Source organism: Pseudohongiella nitratireducens (assembly GCF_001642735.1).
GTDB classification, from domain to species: domain Bacteria; phylum Pseudomonadota; class Gammaproteobacteria; order Pseudomonadales; family Pseudohongiellaceae; genus Pseudohongiella; species Pseudohongiella nitratireducens.
Genome location: NZ_LWHM01000031.1, coordinates 275,294 through 291,019, shown reverse-complemented (window position 1 = coordinate 291,019; position 15,726 = coordinate 275,294). Strand labels below are relative to the sequence as shown.

The 15,726-nt window shown below is 52.3% G+C and carries 15 protein-coding genes and 1 pseudogene; 3 read left to right on the top strand and 13 right to left on the bottom strand.

Features of this window, described 5'->3' with window-relative positions:
* The 7 genes and pseudogenes from PSCS_RS16155 to pqqB form a co-directional block, all read right to left on the bottom strand.
* Positions 1-817 (bottom strand): annotated as a pseudogene (locus tag PSCS_RS16155) (transposase); the annotation flags it as partial.
* On the bottom strand, positions 818-2,614 hold the full coding sequence (locus tag PSCS_RS11670) for a TonB-dependent receptor plug domain-containing protein (protein WP_267889999.1): 1,797 nt from the start codon (positions 2,612-2,614) through the stop codon (positions 818-820). It abuts the pseudogene before it with no gap.
* A 63-nt stretch (positions 2,615-2,677) separates the two neighbouring features.
* Entirely contained in the window at positions 2,678-2,848 is a 171-nt protein-coding gene (locus tag PSCS_RS15920) for a hypothetical protein (RefSeq protein WP_157885708.1), read from the bottom strand.
* 749 nt (positions 2,849-3,597) lie between these two features.
* On the bottom strand, positions 3,598-4,320 hold the full coding sequence (gene pqqC / locus PSCS_RS11665) for a pyrroloquinoline-quinone synthase PqqC (RefSeq protein WP_068812261.1): 723 nt from the start codon (positions 4,318-4,320) through the stop codon (positions 3,598-3,600).
* 16 nt (positions 4,321-4,336) lie between these two features.
* On the bottom strand, positions 4,337-5,470 hold the full coding sequence (gene pqqE / locus PSCS_RS11660; protein WP_068812260.1) for a pyrroloquinoline quinone biosynthesis protein PqqE: 1,134 nt from the start codon (positions 5,468-5,470) through the stop codon (positions 4,337-4,339).
* Complete coding sequence (gene pqqD, locus PSCS_RS11655; RefSeq protein WP_068812259.1) at positions 5,467-5,805, bottom strand: pyrroloquinoline quinone biosynthesis peptide chaperone PqqD; 339 nt, start codon at positions 5,803-5,805, stop codon at positions 5,467-5,469. Before pqqD ends, pqqE begins: the two co-directional genes overlap by 4 nt.
* Entirely contained in the window at positions 5,802-6,716 is a 915-nt protein-coding gene (pqqB, locus tag PSCS_RS11650) for a pyrroloquinoline quinone biosynthesis protein PqqB (protein WP_068812258.1), read from the bottom strand. The genes pqqD and pqqB overlap by 4 nt, the downstream gene beginning before the upstream one ends.
* A 41-nt stretch (positions 6,717-6,757) precedes the next feature.
* Between pqqB and PSCS_RS15915 the strand changes: the two genes are divergently transcribed.
* Positions 6,758-6,916 carry a hypothetical protein gene (locus PSCS_RS15915; protein WP_157885707.1) on the top strand — a complete coding sequence of 53 codons (159 nt, stop codon included), beginning with the start codon at positions 6,758-6,760 and terminating at the stop codon, positions 6,914-6,916.
* Position 6,917: 1 nt separating this feature from the next.
* Here PSCS_RS15915 and pqqA read toward each other — a convergent pair whose 3' ends face one another.
* The 4 genes from pqqA to PSCS_RS11635 all read right to left on the bottom strand — a co-directional run bounded on the left by pqqA (position 6,918) and on the right by PSCS_RS11635 (position 10,680).
* A complete protein-coding gene (gene pqqA / locus PSCS_RS16470) occupies positions 6,918-6,989 on the bottom strand; it encodes a pyrroloquinoline quinone precursor peptide PqqA (protein ID WP_082866350.1) in 72 nt (23 codons plus the stop codon).
* Between the two features lie 183 nt (positions 6,990-7,172).
* Positions 7,173-9,161: a S9 family peptidase gene (locus PSCS_RS11645; RefSeq protein ID WP_068812257.1), complete on the bottom strand. Its 1,989-nt coding sequence runs from the start codon at positions 9,159-9,161 to the stop codon at positions 7,173-7,175.
* Between the two features lie 68 nt (positions 9,162-9,229).
* Positions 9,230-9,700, bottom strand: coding sequence for a Cys-tRNA(Pro) deacylase (ybaK, locus tag PSCS_RS11640; RefSeq protein ID WP_068812256.1), 471 nt, complete (start codon positions 9,698-9,700; stop codon positions 9,230-9,232).
* Positions 9,701-9,807: 107 nt separating this feature from the next.
* Complete coding sequence (locus PSCS_RS11635) at positions 9,808-10,680, bottom strand: fumarylacetoacetate hydrolase family protein (protein WP_068812296.1); 873 nt, start codon at positions 10,678-10,680, stop codon at positions 9,808-9,810.
* Between the two features lie 346 nt (positions 10,681-11,026).
* On the opposite strand from PSCS_RS11635, the gene PSCS_RS11630 reads away from it, so the two are divergent.
* Together PSCS_RS11630 and PSCS_RS11625 are read left to right on the top strand one after the other, a co-directional pair.
* Complete coding sequence (locus tag PSCS_RS11630) at positions 11,027-12,790, top strand: amidohydrolase (RefSeq protein ID WP_229694604.1); 1,764 nt, start codon at positions 11,027-11,029, stop codon at positions 12,788-12,790.
* 15 nt (positions 12,791-12,805) lie between these two features.
* Positions 12,806-14,350 (top strand): cation:proton antiporter family protein, encoded by a 1,545-nt coding sequence (locus tag PSCS_RS11625; RefSeq protein ID WP_068812255.1) that lies wholly within the window; start codon positions 12,806-12,808, stop codon positions 14,348-14,350.
* 17 nt (positions 14,351-14,367) lie between these two features.
* On the opposite strand, the gene PSCS_RS11620 is transcribed toward PSCS_RS11625, so the two are convergent.
* Both PSCS_RS11620 and PSCS_RS11615 read right to left on the bottom strand, forming a co-directional pair.
* Positions 14,368-15,036: a hypothetical protein gene (locus PSCS_RS11620; protein WP_068812254.1), complete on the bottom strand. Its 669-nt coding sequence runs from the start codon at positions 15,034-15,036 to the stop codon at positions 14,368-14,370.
* A complete protein-coding gene (locus tag PSCS_RS11615; RefSeq protein ID WP_157885706.1) occupies positions 15,036-15,548 on the bottom strand; it encodes a bactofilin family protein in 513 nt (170 codons plus the stop codon). Before PSCS_RS11615 ends, PSCS_RS11620 begins: the two co-directional genes overlap by 1 nt.
* Positions 15,549-15,726 lie beyond the last annotated feature (178 nt).

Genomic DNA, 15,726 nt, shown 5'->3' with positions numbered 1-15,726 from the left:
AACGAGGACTCCGATGCCACATATACGCCCTGGTCCATCAATGCCGGTACGATCTGCGTCGGTGCCAGGTCTACAAAGGCCGTCAGGTTGCACAAATTTACGATCTGCTCTTTTTCCTGGTCACTGAGCTTGTTCGTCGGCGCTGGCCTCATGGCTTCGGGGCGCTGATCGGCCTGAACCTGACCGTCCTGATACCAGCGTCGGTAGGTACGAAGGCCGATCTGCGCCTCAGCACAGGCCTTGTGCAGTCGCGCGCCGCTGCCTACTGCTTCGTGTATCAATTCTATAATAATCAGGCGCTCTGGCAGCGCGGTCAGTCGTCCGCGTCGTTGTTCTCCCAGAGCGCATCCAGCTTTTTTCGCAGCACCAGCAGCGCCGCGGTTTCTGCCAGTGCTTTCTCTTTACGGCGCAGCTCCTTCTCAAGCTTTTTGATCTGCTGCTTATCCGCCTTTGACTGCTGCTTGAGCGTTTTATCCTGCTGCTCGGCACTTTGGAACCCGGCCAGCGAAGCTTCTTTCCAGGCCTTTACCTGCTCGACGAACAGACCTTTCTGGCGACAATACTCATTAAGCTGAGCCTCGCTCATCGTGGCTGTTTCTATCACCGTGGCCAGCTTTGCTTCAGCTGACCACTGGTCTGTGTTATTTGGTTTGGGCCCCGGCACGGCGCGTCCTCTTAATCTGGCTTGCTTGCGCCAATTATAAAGGGTTGCTTCGCTGATGCCTTCAACTTTTGCCAGATCCGATACCGTCATGTTGTACGGCGGCAGTAACCGGCTCAAAACTGCTTCCTTACGCTCCTGTGAAAATCGCGCCACTCATATTCTCAATCCGCCCATCTGGTAAAAGTAGATGGTGTCAACTATCCTGCCAGAGCGGGCAGACAGGTATACGTTGTCCAGTACCGGCATGCTTAACTCACCAAAGACCGAAGTCTGATCCTGTGTGCTGTAGTCAGCAGGGTTGGTAGCGAAGAACTGGAATGGACCCGGTGCATCTGGCGTACAGCCGTTGAATGCCGGATCTGAAGGATCACGAGGCACCTGGCCTTCATCGGCCGGGTTCTGACATTCTGTCTGACCGTTGTACAGTGGGTCTGTTACCGTTTCCTGGTTTTCCGTGGTACGCCACTGACCACCCAGTGCCCATCCCATGTTGCCGCCAGGCAATTCGATGGGTGTTTCACCACTGAATACGGCATCAAACGTCAGGTTCCAGTTCAGATCACGGGCGGCGCGCTCGTTGAACATCCAGCGAATCAGTTCAGGTGAGTTTTCAGCACCTGGGACGTAGCTTGGGTTGTTCAGGCCGTAAACAGGCTGCTGGCTGAAGTTAGAGGCGAACGGGTTGTAGTACATACAACCGTTTTGGCCAGCCGCGCCCGCATTTTGCGTGCCGAAACGATTTGGGTTCTGGTCTTGAACGTTACAGTTTTCACCACCGAAACCGTTCAGCGCTTCCTGCATGCGATACAGCATCATGTCAGGGCTGTCAGCGTACAGGTTTTCCTGGTTGTAAGTGGCAGCAATATCATAGCTGATGCCGTTGTCCAGTTCGCCTTCAAAGCCGGATACGATGTGTGCAAACTTGTTGCGGATCTTGCTCGGTGTGGAGTATTTGCCATCTTCGGCAAAGACATCCAGACCACCGTGTGCAAAGGCGCGATATGTAACAGGAGTAAAGCCTTGTGTTACGGCCCAGGCAGGGTTGTTAATATAGCCGGTGCGCTCAGCGAAATCCTGTACATATGGGTTGGACTTCGGTACATACAGCTGGTACGTGGCACCTTGGTGGATAGCGGGACCACGAATAACTGGCTGAGAAGGCGAGCCGTATTGCGCAGGTGTATCGACCATGGAGTAGGCTGCGCGCACATAGAATTCCATCTGGCTGCTGACCTGTGTGGTCACCTGGCCGTACAGACGGTAGATGTCATTCTCAGAAACGACATTGTAGTAAGGAATGTAGTTGTAGGCACAGCTATAGGAGTTGACGTAAGCGCCGCCAACGGCTTCACAGGATTCCTGTGTGTAGTCGGAGATAACGCCACCAACCGGGTTGCCCCAGTCTCCGGCACCTGTTGATGAGCCTGGGTTGTATGTTTGCTCGTTCGGCAATGAACCGCGCGGTAACCAGCCCGCAAGGTTTGTCAGAGTTGACCAGGGTGCAGGGTTGGTGCCATAAGGCAGATCGGTAAACTCACGATCTTTGGCGTTCAGCAGTGAGCGGTGATCCCAGGAAGCGGCCCATACGACTTCTGTGTCGCCTTCACCAAAACCGCCAATGATGCCGACATTCCAGTCGCCATCAGAACCGTCGATAGCTTTGTAAGAGGACTGAATTTCAATGCCGTCAAAGCTGTCGCGGCCAATGAAGTTAACAACACCGCCGGTAGCGTCAGCACCGTATGTTACGGCTGCACCGTCTTTCAACAGTTCAGTACGCTGCAGGGCGATGGTTGGAATAACGGAAGTGTTCTGTGTCACACGGCGACCGTTGAACAGCGTCAGTGTTTTGTCAGAACCGATACCGCGCAGGTTGTATTGAACGCTACCTGTCTCTGCGGCACCGCCGAAGTAATAGGATTCACCAGTAGTCGCACCGGAGGCGCTCAGGCTCTTGGCAAATTCCAGAGCTGATGGGTTACCTGACAGTGCCAGGTCAGCCTGGGAGTAAGATTATACGGGTAATGCGGCGTCGACTGGAGTGCCGCGGATCAAAGAACCGGTAACAACCACTTCTTCGATTTCGGGTGAGTCATTTTGCGCCATTGCGGGTCCAGCCACCATGAAGACAGGTGCGGCCAGTGAGGCGCAGGCGATGCTTCGATATAGCTCTTTCAATTTCATTGGGTTTTCCCCCCCGTTGTAATACTTATTGTTTACTGCGTGTTAGCAGACTGCTTAAACAACCATGTACTCAGTTTGCGTCCTTTCGGGGCAATAGCCATCAATACGCAAGCTGATCACAAGGGGAAATTGTCGTGGTAACAACAAACCGCTGTGGACAACCGGGGTTCGAATGTACCCATTAGCAGGGCACAAGGGCAGCCCTGGGGGCTGTTCAATAGATGCGCAAGCTGACGCTGCACGCACTTCACTATTGGCAGTTATCCCAATGGGTGGCGTTGTTCGATACTCGGTTGTCAGCTCAGCTTGTTGTTATTGTGCCGATGACTGACTGAATGGTCTAAACACTCTGGAGTGCAGTGACTTCTTCTCAAAGTGTTACCTAAATTCACAGAATGATCATTTTGTTACTTTTCATAACACATTGTTTTTTAATCATTTTCTGTGTCTTTGGCGAGCTGAAGCATAAACCAGACTTTTTGCTGGCGTCAACAATAGTTACAAACAATAATGATCAGTCAATATTGTATGGCGTAGGATGCTGTAATAGCGGGTGTTTTTTTAAAATCGCTAACAATATTTCTTGACAGGGCTGTTACAAAATGGAGGGAAAATGCTAATAATTGTATGTTTGCAGTTTTGGTGCTCTCATTTTTTATTCCTGAGAGCACTAAAACTTTGCGAAAGTTATTCTGGCAAGTGCTTAAAAAGAAAATTTAAGCCTTTATGCCGAAAGCTGGGGGTAACAATTATTCCGGACAACTGTGAAAAGGCGCTTGCTGGTGGACATACGCCATTTGCATGGCATCCAGAATCGTCCAGAGAATATTCAGTTTAAACTGCAAAATGCTGAGAGCGTATTCTTGCTGCTCGCGTGTTTTGAAGTGATCCAGTGTGATCTGCAGACCATGCTCCACATCGCGGCGCGCTTCCGAGAGGCGTTTGCGAAAGTAACTGTATCCTTCATTATCAATCCAGGGGTAATGCTCGGGCCAGTTATCCAGGCGATTCTGATGAATCTCCGGCGCAAACAGTTCGGTCAGTGAGGAGCAGGCGGCTTCCTGCCACGTGGCGCGACGGGCAAAGTTGACGTAGGCATCGCAGGCAAAGCGCACACCGGGCAGAACACCCTGGTGCGATTCCACGCTCTCGCGGCTCAGGCCAACCGCCTCTGCCAGGCGCAACCAGGCTTCAATACCGCCATCTTCACCTTCAAAGCCGTCATGATCCAGAATACGTTGCACCCATTCCCGACGAACGTCCCGCTCATTGCAGTTAGCGAGGATAGCGGCATCCTTGATCGGGATACTGGTTTGGTAGTAGAAACGATTAGCGACCCAGCCCTGGATTTGTTCTTTGTTCGCTTTACCCGTATTCATCATGACGTGATAGGGGTGATGGATATGATACAGGCGACCTTTGTCGCGCAGTCGTTGTTCAAATTCGTCACGGGACCAGGGAGATTGGTTCATTCGGCTTTATCCTGATTTACTGAAATTGCTTGGCATTTCTCGGGTTACGAAATAGCAGGGGTCTGGTTTCGTCGATATTGTGTTGTTGCTGGTCCTGACTTGCTGCGGCAATGGCTTCGTCGACCAGGTGACGTTTGGGCGACAGGCTGCAAACCGGGTCGGTGGCATAAGGGTCACCGGTCAACAGGTAGGCCTGGCAACGACAACCGCCCAGGTCCTGCTCTTTTTCCGGGCAACTGGCGCAGGGTTCCTGCATCCAGTCGGTGCCGCGAAACCGGTTAAACAGTTCAGACTCCCGCCAGATAGACTTGAGATCCTGATCCTTGACACTGGGGAAGGTCAAACCCGGCAGCACCTTGGCACTTTGGCAGGGTAACACTTCACCTTCGGGGGTCACTGTCAGGAAGGTGGTGCCCCAGCCGTTGCTGCATTTTTTGGGACGGTCATGGAAATAATCAGGGGCCACAAAGAAGACGCGCATTTTGTCGCCATGCTTCTCTTTAAAGCGATTTGTGGCGGCTTCGGCCTCTGCCAGTTGTTCACGGCTGGGCATTAACTGATCCCGGTTGTGCAAGGCCCAGGCGTAATACTGTGTATTGGCCAGTTCCACAAACTCGGCGCCAAGTGACAGTGCCAGTTCCAGGAACGCCGTCACCTGGTGCATGTTCTGACGGTGCAGAACGAAATTCAGCCCTAAAGGTATGCCATGACGAATGACCGAGCGGGTCATGTCCATTTTGTGATGAAAGCTGTTGCTGGCACCAAATGTGTTGTTGGTTGTTTCGTCTGACCCCTGAAAGCTGATTTGAATGTGACTCAGGCCTGCCTGTTTGAAAGCCTGGACTTTTTCATCAGTCAGACCGACTGCCGAGGTGATCAGGTTGCAGTAAAAGCCCATGCCGACGGCGGCTTCCAGTAACTCTTGGAAATCTTGTCGCACCAGTGGCTCACCACCGGAGAAGCCCAGTTGAACCGCGCCCAGGGCGCGAGCCTGCTTCATGACACTCAGCCATTGTTCTGTGCTCAGCTCTTTCTTGCGCGATGCTGGCAACTGCAGCGGATTTGAACAATAGGGACACTGGAGCGGGCAGGCATAAGTCAGCTCGGCCAGTAGCCACATGGGAATGTGATTTGCCCCTGTCTCGGTCATTGTGATTGGCTCTCCGTCATGGCGGAATCCTGGTCAGTCGTGATTAGCCAGTGGTGTTGCAAGGCATGGATGAGAAACTCTTGCACATCGCGGGCCAGAGTTTCTGCGTCGGGATAGTCTTGTTGCAGTTGCGCGATCAGATCGGCTGCGGTAACCGGTTGCTGGCAGCGACTGAGTACCTCATAGGCGCTGTCGCTAAGTTTGACCAGACCTTCCGGGTAAAGCAGTACGTGGCAATCCTGAGCCTCTTCCCACTGTAGTCGGTATTTGCCGTTCATCATAAGCGGTGCGGCGGGAATGGTGTGGTCAATGGTGCTGTCGTTTGACGCTGTCATAATTCAATCTCCATGCCATCCCAGGCCACTTCGATGCCTTCTTGGGCCAGCATTTGCCGCTCTTCGGAGTCTTCATCCAGAATCGGGTTGGTATTGTTAATATGAATCAGAATCTTGCGCGGCTGACTCATCGGGCGCAGCACATCCATCATGCCACCCTTGCCAGATTGCGGCAAATGGCCCATATCAGCGGCTTTCTTCTCGCCCAGGCCGACCGTCTCCATTTCATCCTCACGCCAGAATGTTCCGTCAACCAGCAGGCAGTCGGCATTGTCCATCAGGTTGCGGGTGTCGTCAGTTAATTGCCCCAGACCTGGCGCGTAAAACATGGTCTTGCCCGTTTTATCGTCGGTGACTTTAATGCCGATGTTGTCTCCGGGGTGGGGGTCGTGACGATGTGGAGAATACGGTGGCGCTTTGCCACTGACCGGAATCGCCGTGAAGCTCAGTCCGTCGATACCATTGATTTTAAACGCTGTGTTGTCCAAAGGAATGTCATGACGGTTAATGCCACCATTCCAGTGTTTGAGCATTTTGAATAAGGGAAAGCCAGTGCTCAGGTCTTCGTTGACCATATCGCTGCAATAAATGTCATGGGGGCAGCCTTCGCGCAACATGAGCAGGCCAGTAGTGTGGTCAATCTGGGAGTCCATAAAGACGATTGCCCGGATTGCGGTATCACGCAGACTTCTTGCCGGCTGCAGTGCCGGGAAAGCGGCCAGTTGGGCGAGTATGTCCGGTGACGTATTAAACAGTACCCAGGATATACCATCACTGCTGATAGCGATGGATGACTGTGTTCTGGGGCGGGCATTGATCGTGCCCTGGCGAACACCGTGACACATGCGACAATTACAGTTCCATTGTGGGAAACCTCCGCCAGCAGCGGACCCCAGGACTCTGATCTTCATGAATAATTCCTCAATACTGCGTCTTGCTGGGCAGGCTGCTGATGTCAAAGCATATAGCCAGGCGATACTGTTGTTATGCTGGCATCACCGTGAGCATTCAGCGCCAGAATGAAAAAACGCCAGACAGGCTGGCGTTTTCGGTGGTAGGGGCATGGATGCATGCCAACTACCTTCAGGCTCATTCAAACATGATGGCCTGAATTAGTCTGCCTTGAAATACATAGTGATTTCAAAACCCAGACGGATATCTTGATAGCTTGGCTTAGTCCACATAGTTGATACTCCTTCCCACTGTTACTGTAATCAGTTGTTGAGGAACTTGATTGTTATACATTAACCGATGTGAAATCGGCAGCACCTGTTTAAGTACTGATTCGAATCTATCACAGTAAAAACGGTTTGACTAGTGGTTGCGATAATATGTCTTTCTTTGAGATAAAGCGTTCCTGTGAGCGTTTAATTCTTGCCTTCATGCTGCAACAAAACCGACTGATAGAATGCTTTTTCACACTCTAATGCCTTGATTTGATTTGGTAGTTTTCTGAAACCGTGAGCCTCGTCCGGGAAAACCATAATCTGACATTTCGGTATTCTTGGTTTGAGGGCCTGGTAAATCATCCTGGCCTGTTGCGGGGGGACGACTTTATCAAGTTCACCGTGCAAGAACAGAACGGGAGAATGGATTTTATCAATATGATGGATAGGTGAGCGTTCCCGGTACCGTTCAGCAAATTCTGGCAAAGCACCGATCAGTTGTTCGATGTAATGTGATTCAAACTTGTGAGTTTCTGCAGCCAGGGTAGTCATGTCACTGATGCCATAATAGCAAGCGCCGCCTTTAAATAAGTCGCTGTGGCACAGTGCTGCAAGGACGGCATAACCGCCAGCGCTGCCACCACGAATGAAGATAGCATCCGGGTTTATCAGCTGTTTGTCTGCCACATACTGCACGGCAGCAATGATGTCTTCGAGATCAATTTTCCCCCAATCGCCATATAACCGTTTGCGAAAACGGCGGCCATACCCTGTACTGCCGCGGTGGTCGACATCCAGAATCGCAAATCCCTGCTGTAACCAGTATTGGGTCATCGGGTTTAGTCCGGATTTGGCGCTGCTGCTGGGGCCTCCGTGCACTGTGACTATCAGGGGTGGCGGTTTGGCGGTACTTTCTTCAGGTAAATAGAGAAGGGCGTGCGCCTGCTCCGGGTTGCAGTCTGGCTTGATTTCGCTGTTCGCATTTGTCCCAGTGCTGTAGGTGATGTGGGCCGGTGCGGTCGGTGTAGATTGAGCCGTGGCGGGCAGGAGCCCTGGCTGGATCAGCGTCTGCAGTGTGCCATGGTGGTACTCCAGCAAGGCACCTGCCTGCTCGGGCGTACCGGCAATCATACGGATACGACCGTCATGGCAGGCAAGGGATTCGACATGGCTGAAGTTGTCAGCGATGACTATGCTGTCTGGATCATCACGTTGACTAATCACTTCTACCGTCCAGCGTGATTTATAAACTGTTGTACAGGCCACCATTTGTTCTGCTGTGATGGCAAATTGCTGCTGCCCGACAATCCATGGCGGACTGGCGCAATCCTGGTCTGGTGTATAAAAAGGTATCGCCTGGCTGATATCCAGGACTGCACCTTGTTGGCCTAATGTGTCGGACAGGCATGGTAAATAATATAACTGCCACCACCCGGCAACATCGGTCAAAAACCAGAGTCGTCCGGACGGATCGAATTGCAATTGTTGTATGGCGCCATCCTGCATGCCACCCAGTGTTATGCATCTCTGCGGGGCTCCCGTCTCATCCACTGTGAGTACCTGCAGCTGAGTGTTATCCCAGGGCATATTGGGATGCGACCAACTGACGAATGCAAGGTGGCGCCCGTCAGGGGATAGTCGTGGGCTGGCGATAAAATCGCTTTCAGAAAACAGCACCAGACCTTCGTCCTGAGGAGTATCGCCGGGTTCGTTGCTGTCAGGCAAGGTGATTGCTACCAATGTATTCAGGACAGTATCGCCACGGTGATCTTCGCGGACTGCATACAGCCGTTGTCGCAGACTGTCGTGACAAAAGTCAGCGTACCTAAGCTGGCACTGCCCTTCATCTGGCGTCAAGGCGCTTGCGTGACCTGTCTGTGTCATGGCGGTGTTGCGGTGTTGCAAATCCAGCTGCATTATCTGTTGAGTATCATCCCGGCAAAAATATAATGTGCCTCGACTGACCAGGTAAGGGCGTCCGCCGTATTCATGCAGGCGTGTCCGTACAGCCAGACCCGGTGGGGTCAACGCCAGACAGTCACCCTGATCTGATACCTGGACGACTCGCGGCAGGTTATCTTCACTGGCGCGGGTGCGAATGCAGAAACAGCCCTCTTGGTTCCATTGTAAATAAGCCAGGTTATCGTTCGCACTGAAAACGTCGCTGGGTGTCAGTTGTTGTTTGTGCATAAGGCAAGGTTCCGGGTATCTCTAAACAGGTTTTTGCTCGAAAGCAGCAGGCATTTTTTCGTCCAATATTACGGATTTTGCAAATCACCCGACCGGCCTTTTAATAGTGCCAGCAACGCATCCGGTGGCAGAGCGACCTCCAGGCCGCGTCGGCCAGCAGAGACATAAATCTGCTCAAAGTTTGCAGCTGACGCGTCAAGGTAGGTGGGCAGTAACTTTTTTTGCCCTAAGGGGCTGACACCACCCAGCACATATCCTGTGGTTTTCTCCACCAGCGCAGCATCTGCCATGGCCGCTTTTTTACCGCCGGCAGCCTTGGCCAGTTTTTTCAGGTTAAGTGTGCTCGACACCGGTAGTATAGCCACGATCAGGCGTGACTTATCGACTTCGGCTACCAGTGTTTTAAATACCTGTTCAGCAGGCACAGCCATTTTCTCGGCAGCTTCCAGGCCGAAAGAGCCGTGCGAAGCATCATGTTGGTATTCGTGCACCTCATGAGGTGTTCTGGTTTTTTTGAGTAACAGGATGGCTGGTGTCATAACGTCTTGAGCGGCTACTGTGCCGGGGAACTCGGGTGAGAGGTCCGTCAGCACAGTGCCGTATCGGTAAAGGTGGTTGGAAGATCGTTGTTTATCCTGGTGATACTTTATCTGGGAGCCACCACATTCTGCTCGATTTCACCAATGCCTTCGATACCAATGCGAACGGTATCACCGGGCTGCAGGTATTGTGGGGGTGACATGCCATCACCGACACCTTCAGGTGTGCCGGTGTAAATCACATCACCTGGCATCAGTGTCATGAACTGGCTGAGGTGGCTGACAATTTCGCGTACACCAAAGACCATTTGATTGGTATTGCCGTCCTGGCGTCGCTCACCATTGACTTCAGACCAGATGGAGAGTTCCTGGATGTCATCAATAGAGTCGCGTGTCACCATATGTGGGCCAAAAGGTGCAAAGCTGTCAGCACTTTTGCCTTTGACAAACTGACCGCCACGTTCGCGCTGAAACGCTCTTTCTGAAACATCATTGCCAGTACTGAATCCGGCGACATAATCCAGGGCATCCGCTTCACTGACATACTGCGCTTTTTTACCGATGATGACGACAAGCTCTGCCTCGTAGTCAAGTTTGGTGGCATTACGGGGTGAAATGATGACATCGTTAGGGCCATTTAGTGCAGTAATGGCTTTGCTGAACACCAGAGGTTCTTCAGGTACATCAACAGCCATTTCTGCAGCATGGTCAATATAGTTGAATCCGATGGCCATGATTTTCTGACTACCGGTTACCGGGTTGCCCAGGCGAACATCACCGTTGACTAGCGGGAGTTGATCAACGGGCAGGTCGGCAATGCGCTCCAGCACTTCGTCCGCCAGGTTTTCCGGGGTCCAGTCATTAATGTGAGCTGATAAATCACGGATTTGCCCCTGATCGTCACGTAATCCAGGCTTTTCCTGGCCAGCGGGGCCGTAGCGAAGCAGGGTTAACTCAGCCGCAGCAGCCTGACTGATCATCATGGGGACGAACATGGAGGCGGCCAGCACCGCGACCCAGCCTCTGGTCCTGGGAGTATGGATGGCATCCAAACAGCGTCGTATCGGGTGATTCATAATCTGTTCTCATTGTTATTGGGGGCTGTTTAACACGATGATCCTCATGGTGGTAACAGGCCCGGGTCATGGGGATGAAAAAGGGTAGCGGCACAATAGTATGGAAGATGGCAAGGCGGTGTTTGCCCATCCAGCCGTCAACGGTTAAATTAGCATGCTGCTGTCCTTCTCCTTCAAGCATACAAGACCGATCATAACGGTGCCAGACGGAAGTTGGATTTTATCGATAACCTGAAGTGAGTCCTTTCCCATGACCATTTTTGACAGAATAACAACATTGCTTGGCTCCACATTATCTGAAGCCGGGTTTGCTTGCGCTGAATATGCCAGGCAACCCAGCGGCTGCAAGCGGACAGGCTTGATGGCTGCACTGATTGCCGTGACTTTTAGTGGTCCCTTATGGGCACAGAGTACATTGGTCCACAATATCAATGGCTACACCATGAACAGCCAGCGCGAACGTATTGAATTTGTTGCTATTGAGTTTAATGGCGATACCGTTGAGCGTCTCTATCAGGCTGGTGATACCTTACCGGCGGCGGATGAAGGTGGTCAGTCTATGACCCGGATAGATGGTGAGGGCAAGACACTATTGCCCGGGTTGATTGATGCCCATGGGCATGTGTTGAGTTACGGGTTGAGCCTGCTGCGGGTAGACATGACAGGCACCAGCAGCGAGCAGGAAGCCGTTGAACGGGTAACGCAATTCCGTGCCAGAAACCCTGACTTGAACTGGATTCAGGGTCGAGGCTGGAATCAGGTCCTGTGGGATAGTAATGAGTTTCCGAATGCTGCATCCCTGGATGCAGCCGGTAGCGAAGTGCCGATGTGGTTCAGTCGTGTGGACGGACATGCGGGCTGGGCCAACCAGGCGGCCATGGAGCTGGCTGGCGTTGATGCTTCAACGCCGGATCCTGAGGGAGGCATGATTATCCGCGATGCCGAAGGGCGGCCGACAGGCGTCTTTGTGGACACGGCGATGGATTATATCACCGAGCAGATTCCGGCACTCAGTATTGAGGATCAAAAGCGGGCATTGCTCAGTGCCATGCATTCTTTGGCAGACCTGGGCATGACAAGTGTGCATGATGCGGGTATTTCCAGTACCACATTGCAGGCATACCAGGAACTGGCGGAAGATGGGCCGTTGCCAATACGTGTTTATGCCATGATTTCTGCCAATGATGAAGATTATGTTGAGCGTCTGGGTGAAGGCTATATCGAAACGGCTGACGATACATTCGTGATGCGCAGTGTCAAGATTGTTGCTGATGGCGCACTGGGGAGCCGTGGCGCTTATCTGAATGAGGAATATAGCGATCAGCCCGGACATCACGGGTTATTACTCATGTCTCCTGACCGTCTGACACAACTGATTCAGGTGGGTATGGAAGAAGACTTTCAGATCAATATTCATGCGATCGGTGATGGCGCCAATCAGATTGTGATGGACAACTATGAAGCATTGATTGAAAACACAGGGACGCAAGCACAGCGTCACCGTATCGAGCATGCCCAGATTCTTCGGTTTGAAGATATTCTGCGATTTCATGAGCTGGGCGTGATTCCCTCCATGCAGGCGACCCATGCAACCAGCGACAAGAACATGGCTGTCGACCGGATCGGTGAGGTCAGGATTCAGGGGGCATATGCCTGGCGTAAACTGTTGGATGCTGGTGCCAGGATAGCAAATGGCTCTGATTTTCCGGTCGAACCTGCCAACCCGTTTTTTGGTCTCCATGCTTCAGTAACAAGGCAGGACCGTGATAATCAACCACCCGGGGGGTGGTACCCGGAAGAGAAAATGACCCGGGAGGAGGCGTTGCTCAGTTTTACACTGGATGCGGCTTATGCGGCGCACCAGGATGATATTCTGGGTACGCTTGAGCCGGGCAAGAAAGCGGATTTCATTTTGGTGGATGAAGACTATTTTGCTGTCGAACCGGGAATGCTTTGGCAACTGGATGCTGAAAAAACCTGGGTCGGTGGTCGTCTGATTACGCCCACACCATAAGAGAAAGGCGGGAAGATGTTTCTGGAAGCAGTCTGGATAGGATTTGCCTTTGCTTGCGGGCTTGCAGTCAAGCGTGTGGGGTTGCCGCCGCTGATTGGCTACCTGACAGCAGGTTTTGCGATTTCCTCCTTGCCCGGCACTATTGCCATGCCTGAGCATGCAGACTATGTGCTATCGCACGTAGCACATCTGGGCGTGTTGCTACTGTTGTTCAGTGTTGGCTTGAAGTTGAACCTGGCTAACCTGATCAAACCGGAAGTCATTGGCGGTGGTGTCCTGCACTTTGCCATATCGATAGTTCTGCTCGCGCCGGGTTTATATTTTTTTCTCGATGGGGACAGCTATCGCGCCATCTTGCTGGCCTCTGCGCTGGCGTTTTCCAGTACCGTGCTTGCGGCAAAAATACTGGAAGGCAAACGGGAATTGCGTGCCTTTCATGGTCGGGTCGCCATTGGCATTCTGGTAGTTCAGGATCTGCTGGCGCTGGTCGTTGTATCCATAGCAGGGGAAGCGACACCATCGCCATGGGCGTTACTGGTTTTATTACTGCCGTTTTTACGGCCTGTGCTACACCGTCTGCTTGATGCCAGCGGTCATGATGAGCTGCAATTATTGTTTGGGATGCTGGCAGCGCTGGTACTGGGCGGTTATGGCTTTGAGCTGGTTGGCTTGAATGCGGAGCTGGGAGCTTTGCTGTTTGGTGCCATGCTGGCGGGTCACCGCCGGGCGGTAGAGCTGAGCCGGACGCTGTGGGGGTTGAAGGAATTTTTCCTGGTCGGTTTTTTCCTGCACATCGGCATCGATGGGGTTCCTGGTGTCGATGCCTGGTTGTTTGCCGTGGTAATGCTGGCTTTACTGCCGCTGAAAGGCCTGCTTTTCTTCTTTTTGCTGATCGGGTTCAAGCTGCGTGCCCGAAGTGCATTTCTTACCAGCTTGAGTCTGTCACAGTACAGTGAGTTCGGTTTGATTGTGGCAAGCCTGGTCCTGCCTGACTGGTTAGTGCCGTTAGCTCTGACGGTGGCGTTATCATTTATTATCAGCGCACCTTTAAACAGGAAAGCACATCCACTTTATGATCGCTTCGCTCCCTGGCTGATACGCTGGGAGCGGAATACCCGGCACCCGGATGAGCAGCCTGTTTCATTGGGGCGTGCTGATGTGCTGGTAATGGGCATGGGCCGAACGGGTAAAGCGGCTTATGACTATTTACAATCGCGTTATGAGGTTATTGCGCTTGATTCAGACCCGGCGCGTGTCGTTGATAACGAAAGAGCAGGGCGATCAGTTTTCTTTGCTGATGCTGAGGACCCGGGCTTCTGGCAAAGCCTGGATATGGGAACAGTCAGGTCGGTTGTGTTGACCATCAACGATGTGGAAGCGAAAGTGATTGCCACCCGAAACTTGCGTTCTTCCGGGTTTGATGGGTTGATCGTGTCACACAGTATGCATCAGGATGAGGCCGATCAGATTATGGCGGTCGGGGCTGATCAGACTTACCTGACCATGTCTGAAGCCGGTGTTGGTCTTGCTGAGCACGTGATGCAATCAGGAAGAGTCTAAGCCGGGTTGTTTGCTGTTCAGGGCTGGGTGTTGGCAAGTTGCGCCTTGAGTGATATTTCCAGTAACCCGTCGCGTCTGAGTACACTATGGTTTACTCGGAAATCCTGAAGCATCGAGGTCACTCTGGCCTGGGGACGTGCATATGCTGGAAGCGCTTGCCAGTGAGCCGGGCGCACCACAATTTCATCTTTGGCTGCTACCCCGAAACTGCGGTGGAGCACCGGGTGCCCCTCTTTTAGCAATACATAGGCATGTCCCACTGCACTGTCTTTCAGGTAGGGGGACAGGCTGTCAGAAAATGCTTTCAAGGCGATATCGTCGGTATAATTGAAAAAATCCCAGAAAAAGCAAAGATCAAAACGAGTACCTTGCGGGAAATCCAAGGTCTGATCAAAACGTTCACGCCAGGCCTGGTAAAGAGCCTGGTCTTGCGCTTTCTTGTCGATTAGGCGGCCATCCCGTTTCGAGCTTGTCGCAACCGGTGGGTTCTGGAGTAGTTCATAGGCAGCGCTGAAATGCAGCCGGCATTTGCGGGAAACAAAATGATCAATAGTTTCAGGCACAGCAAACCCTGTATCGAATACCTGCAGGTAATCAACTTTTTGGAAGCGATCAAGAAGATCCGGTACTAATCGGGTTGGCAGAGTCTCCGGGTAAGCCAGAGACTCCCTGGCTGCCAGAGTCATTAGCTGTTACTGCTCCCGCTGCCGGAGCTGCTGCTGTTGCTGCCAGTATTGGAGCTGTTGGCGGCAGATTTGCTGCTGGTTGCTGCACTCGCACTAGGTTGCGGGCTGGCGCTGCTGTTTGCGTGAGCTGGATCAATATCAATGGTCCCTTTGAAGCGTGCGCCTTCTTCCAGCGTCATTTTCGGAGTCACGATATTGCCCTTGATCTGACTGGTGCTGGTGACCACGACTTTTTCCTTGCCTGTGATGTCACCGTCAACTTCACCGTCGATGCGAATGGTTTTGGCAGTCAGATTGGCGTTCAGTTTGCCGGTTTTGCCAATTGTCAGTTCATGTGAAGACAGGCTTACAGAGCCTTCTACCTGCCCTTCGATCAGCAGGTTCTCTTCACCGCTGATATCCCCTTTGACTTTAATGGTTGCGCCCAGCACGGCAGATTTGTTCGACACACTGGCCGGGGCCGGGGCTGAAGAGGTTGGTGCTGGTGCCGGAGAGGGGGTTGAATGGCTCATACTGCTCGCGCCTGAACTGGACGCAGGTGTTGAATTTTCGGGCTTAACGGAAGGTTTGTCCTTGTTTCTGTCAAACATGTTACTCACCGCTTATGTTAATAGTAGTTATCGAGTCGAATGTAGCAAGTAAATATAACGCTGACAACGACCAATCTATTCCCTTCTCAATTAACGCAAA

Excerpts from the sequence above, each read along its gene's own strand:
- PSCS_RS15920 (WP_157885708.1), bottom strand. The coding sequence starts at position 2,848 with ATGAAATTGAAAGAGCTATATCGAAGCATCGCCTGCGCCTCACTGGCC.
- pqqC (WP_068812261.1), bottom strand. The coding sequence starts at position 4,320 with ATGAACCAATCTCCCTGGTCCCGTGACGAATTTGAACAACGACTGCGC.
- pqqE (WP_068812260.1), bottom strand. The coding sequence starts at position 5,470 with ATGACCGAGACAGGGGCAAATCACATTCCCATGTGGCTACTGGCCGAG.
- pqqD (WP_068812259.1), bottom strand. The coding sequence starts at position 5,805 with ATGACAGCGTCAAACGACAGCACCATTGACCACACCATTCCCGCCGCA.
- pqqB (WP_068812258.1), bottom strand. The coding sequence starts at position 6,716 with ATGAAGATCAGAGTCCTGGGGTCCGCTGCTGGCGGAGGTTTCCCACAA.
- PSCS_RS15915 (WP_157885707.1), top strand. The coding sequence starts at position 6,758 with ATGTCAAAGCATATAGCCAGGCGATACTGTTGTTATGCTGGCATCACC.
- PSCS_RS11645 (WP_068812257.1), bottom strand. The coding sequence starts at position 9,161 with ATGCACAAACAACAACTGACACCCAGCGACGTTTTCAGTGCGAACGAT.
- ybaK (WP_068812256.1), bottom strand. The coding sequence starts at position 9,700 with ATGACACCAGCCATCCTGTTACTCAAAAAAACCAGAACACCTCATGAG.
- PSCS_RS11635 (WP_068812296.1), bottom strand. The coding sequence starts at position 10,680 with ATGATCAGTCAGGCTGCTGCGGCTGAGTTAACCCTGCTTCGCTACGGC.
- PSCS_RS11630 (WP_229694604.1), top strand. The coding sequence starts at position 11,027 with ATGACCATTTTTGACAGAATAACAACATTGCTTGGCTCCACATTATCT.
- PSCS_RS11625 (WP_068812255.1), top strand. The coding sequence starts at position 12,806 with ATGTTTCTGGAAGCAGTCTGGATAGGATTTGCCTTTGCTTGCGGGCTT.
- PSCS_RS11620 (WP_068812254.1), bottom strand. The coding sequence starts at position 15,036 with ATGACTCTGGCAGCCAGGGAGTCTCTGGCTTACCCGGAGACTCTGCCA.
- PSCS_RS11615 (WP_157885706.1), bottom strand. The coding sequence starts at position 15,548 with ATGAGCCATTCAACCCCCTCTCCGGCACCAGCACCAACCTCTTCAGCC.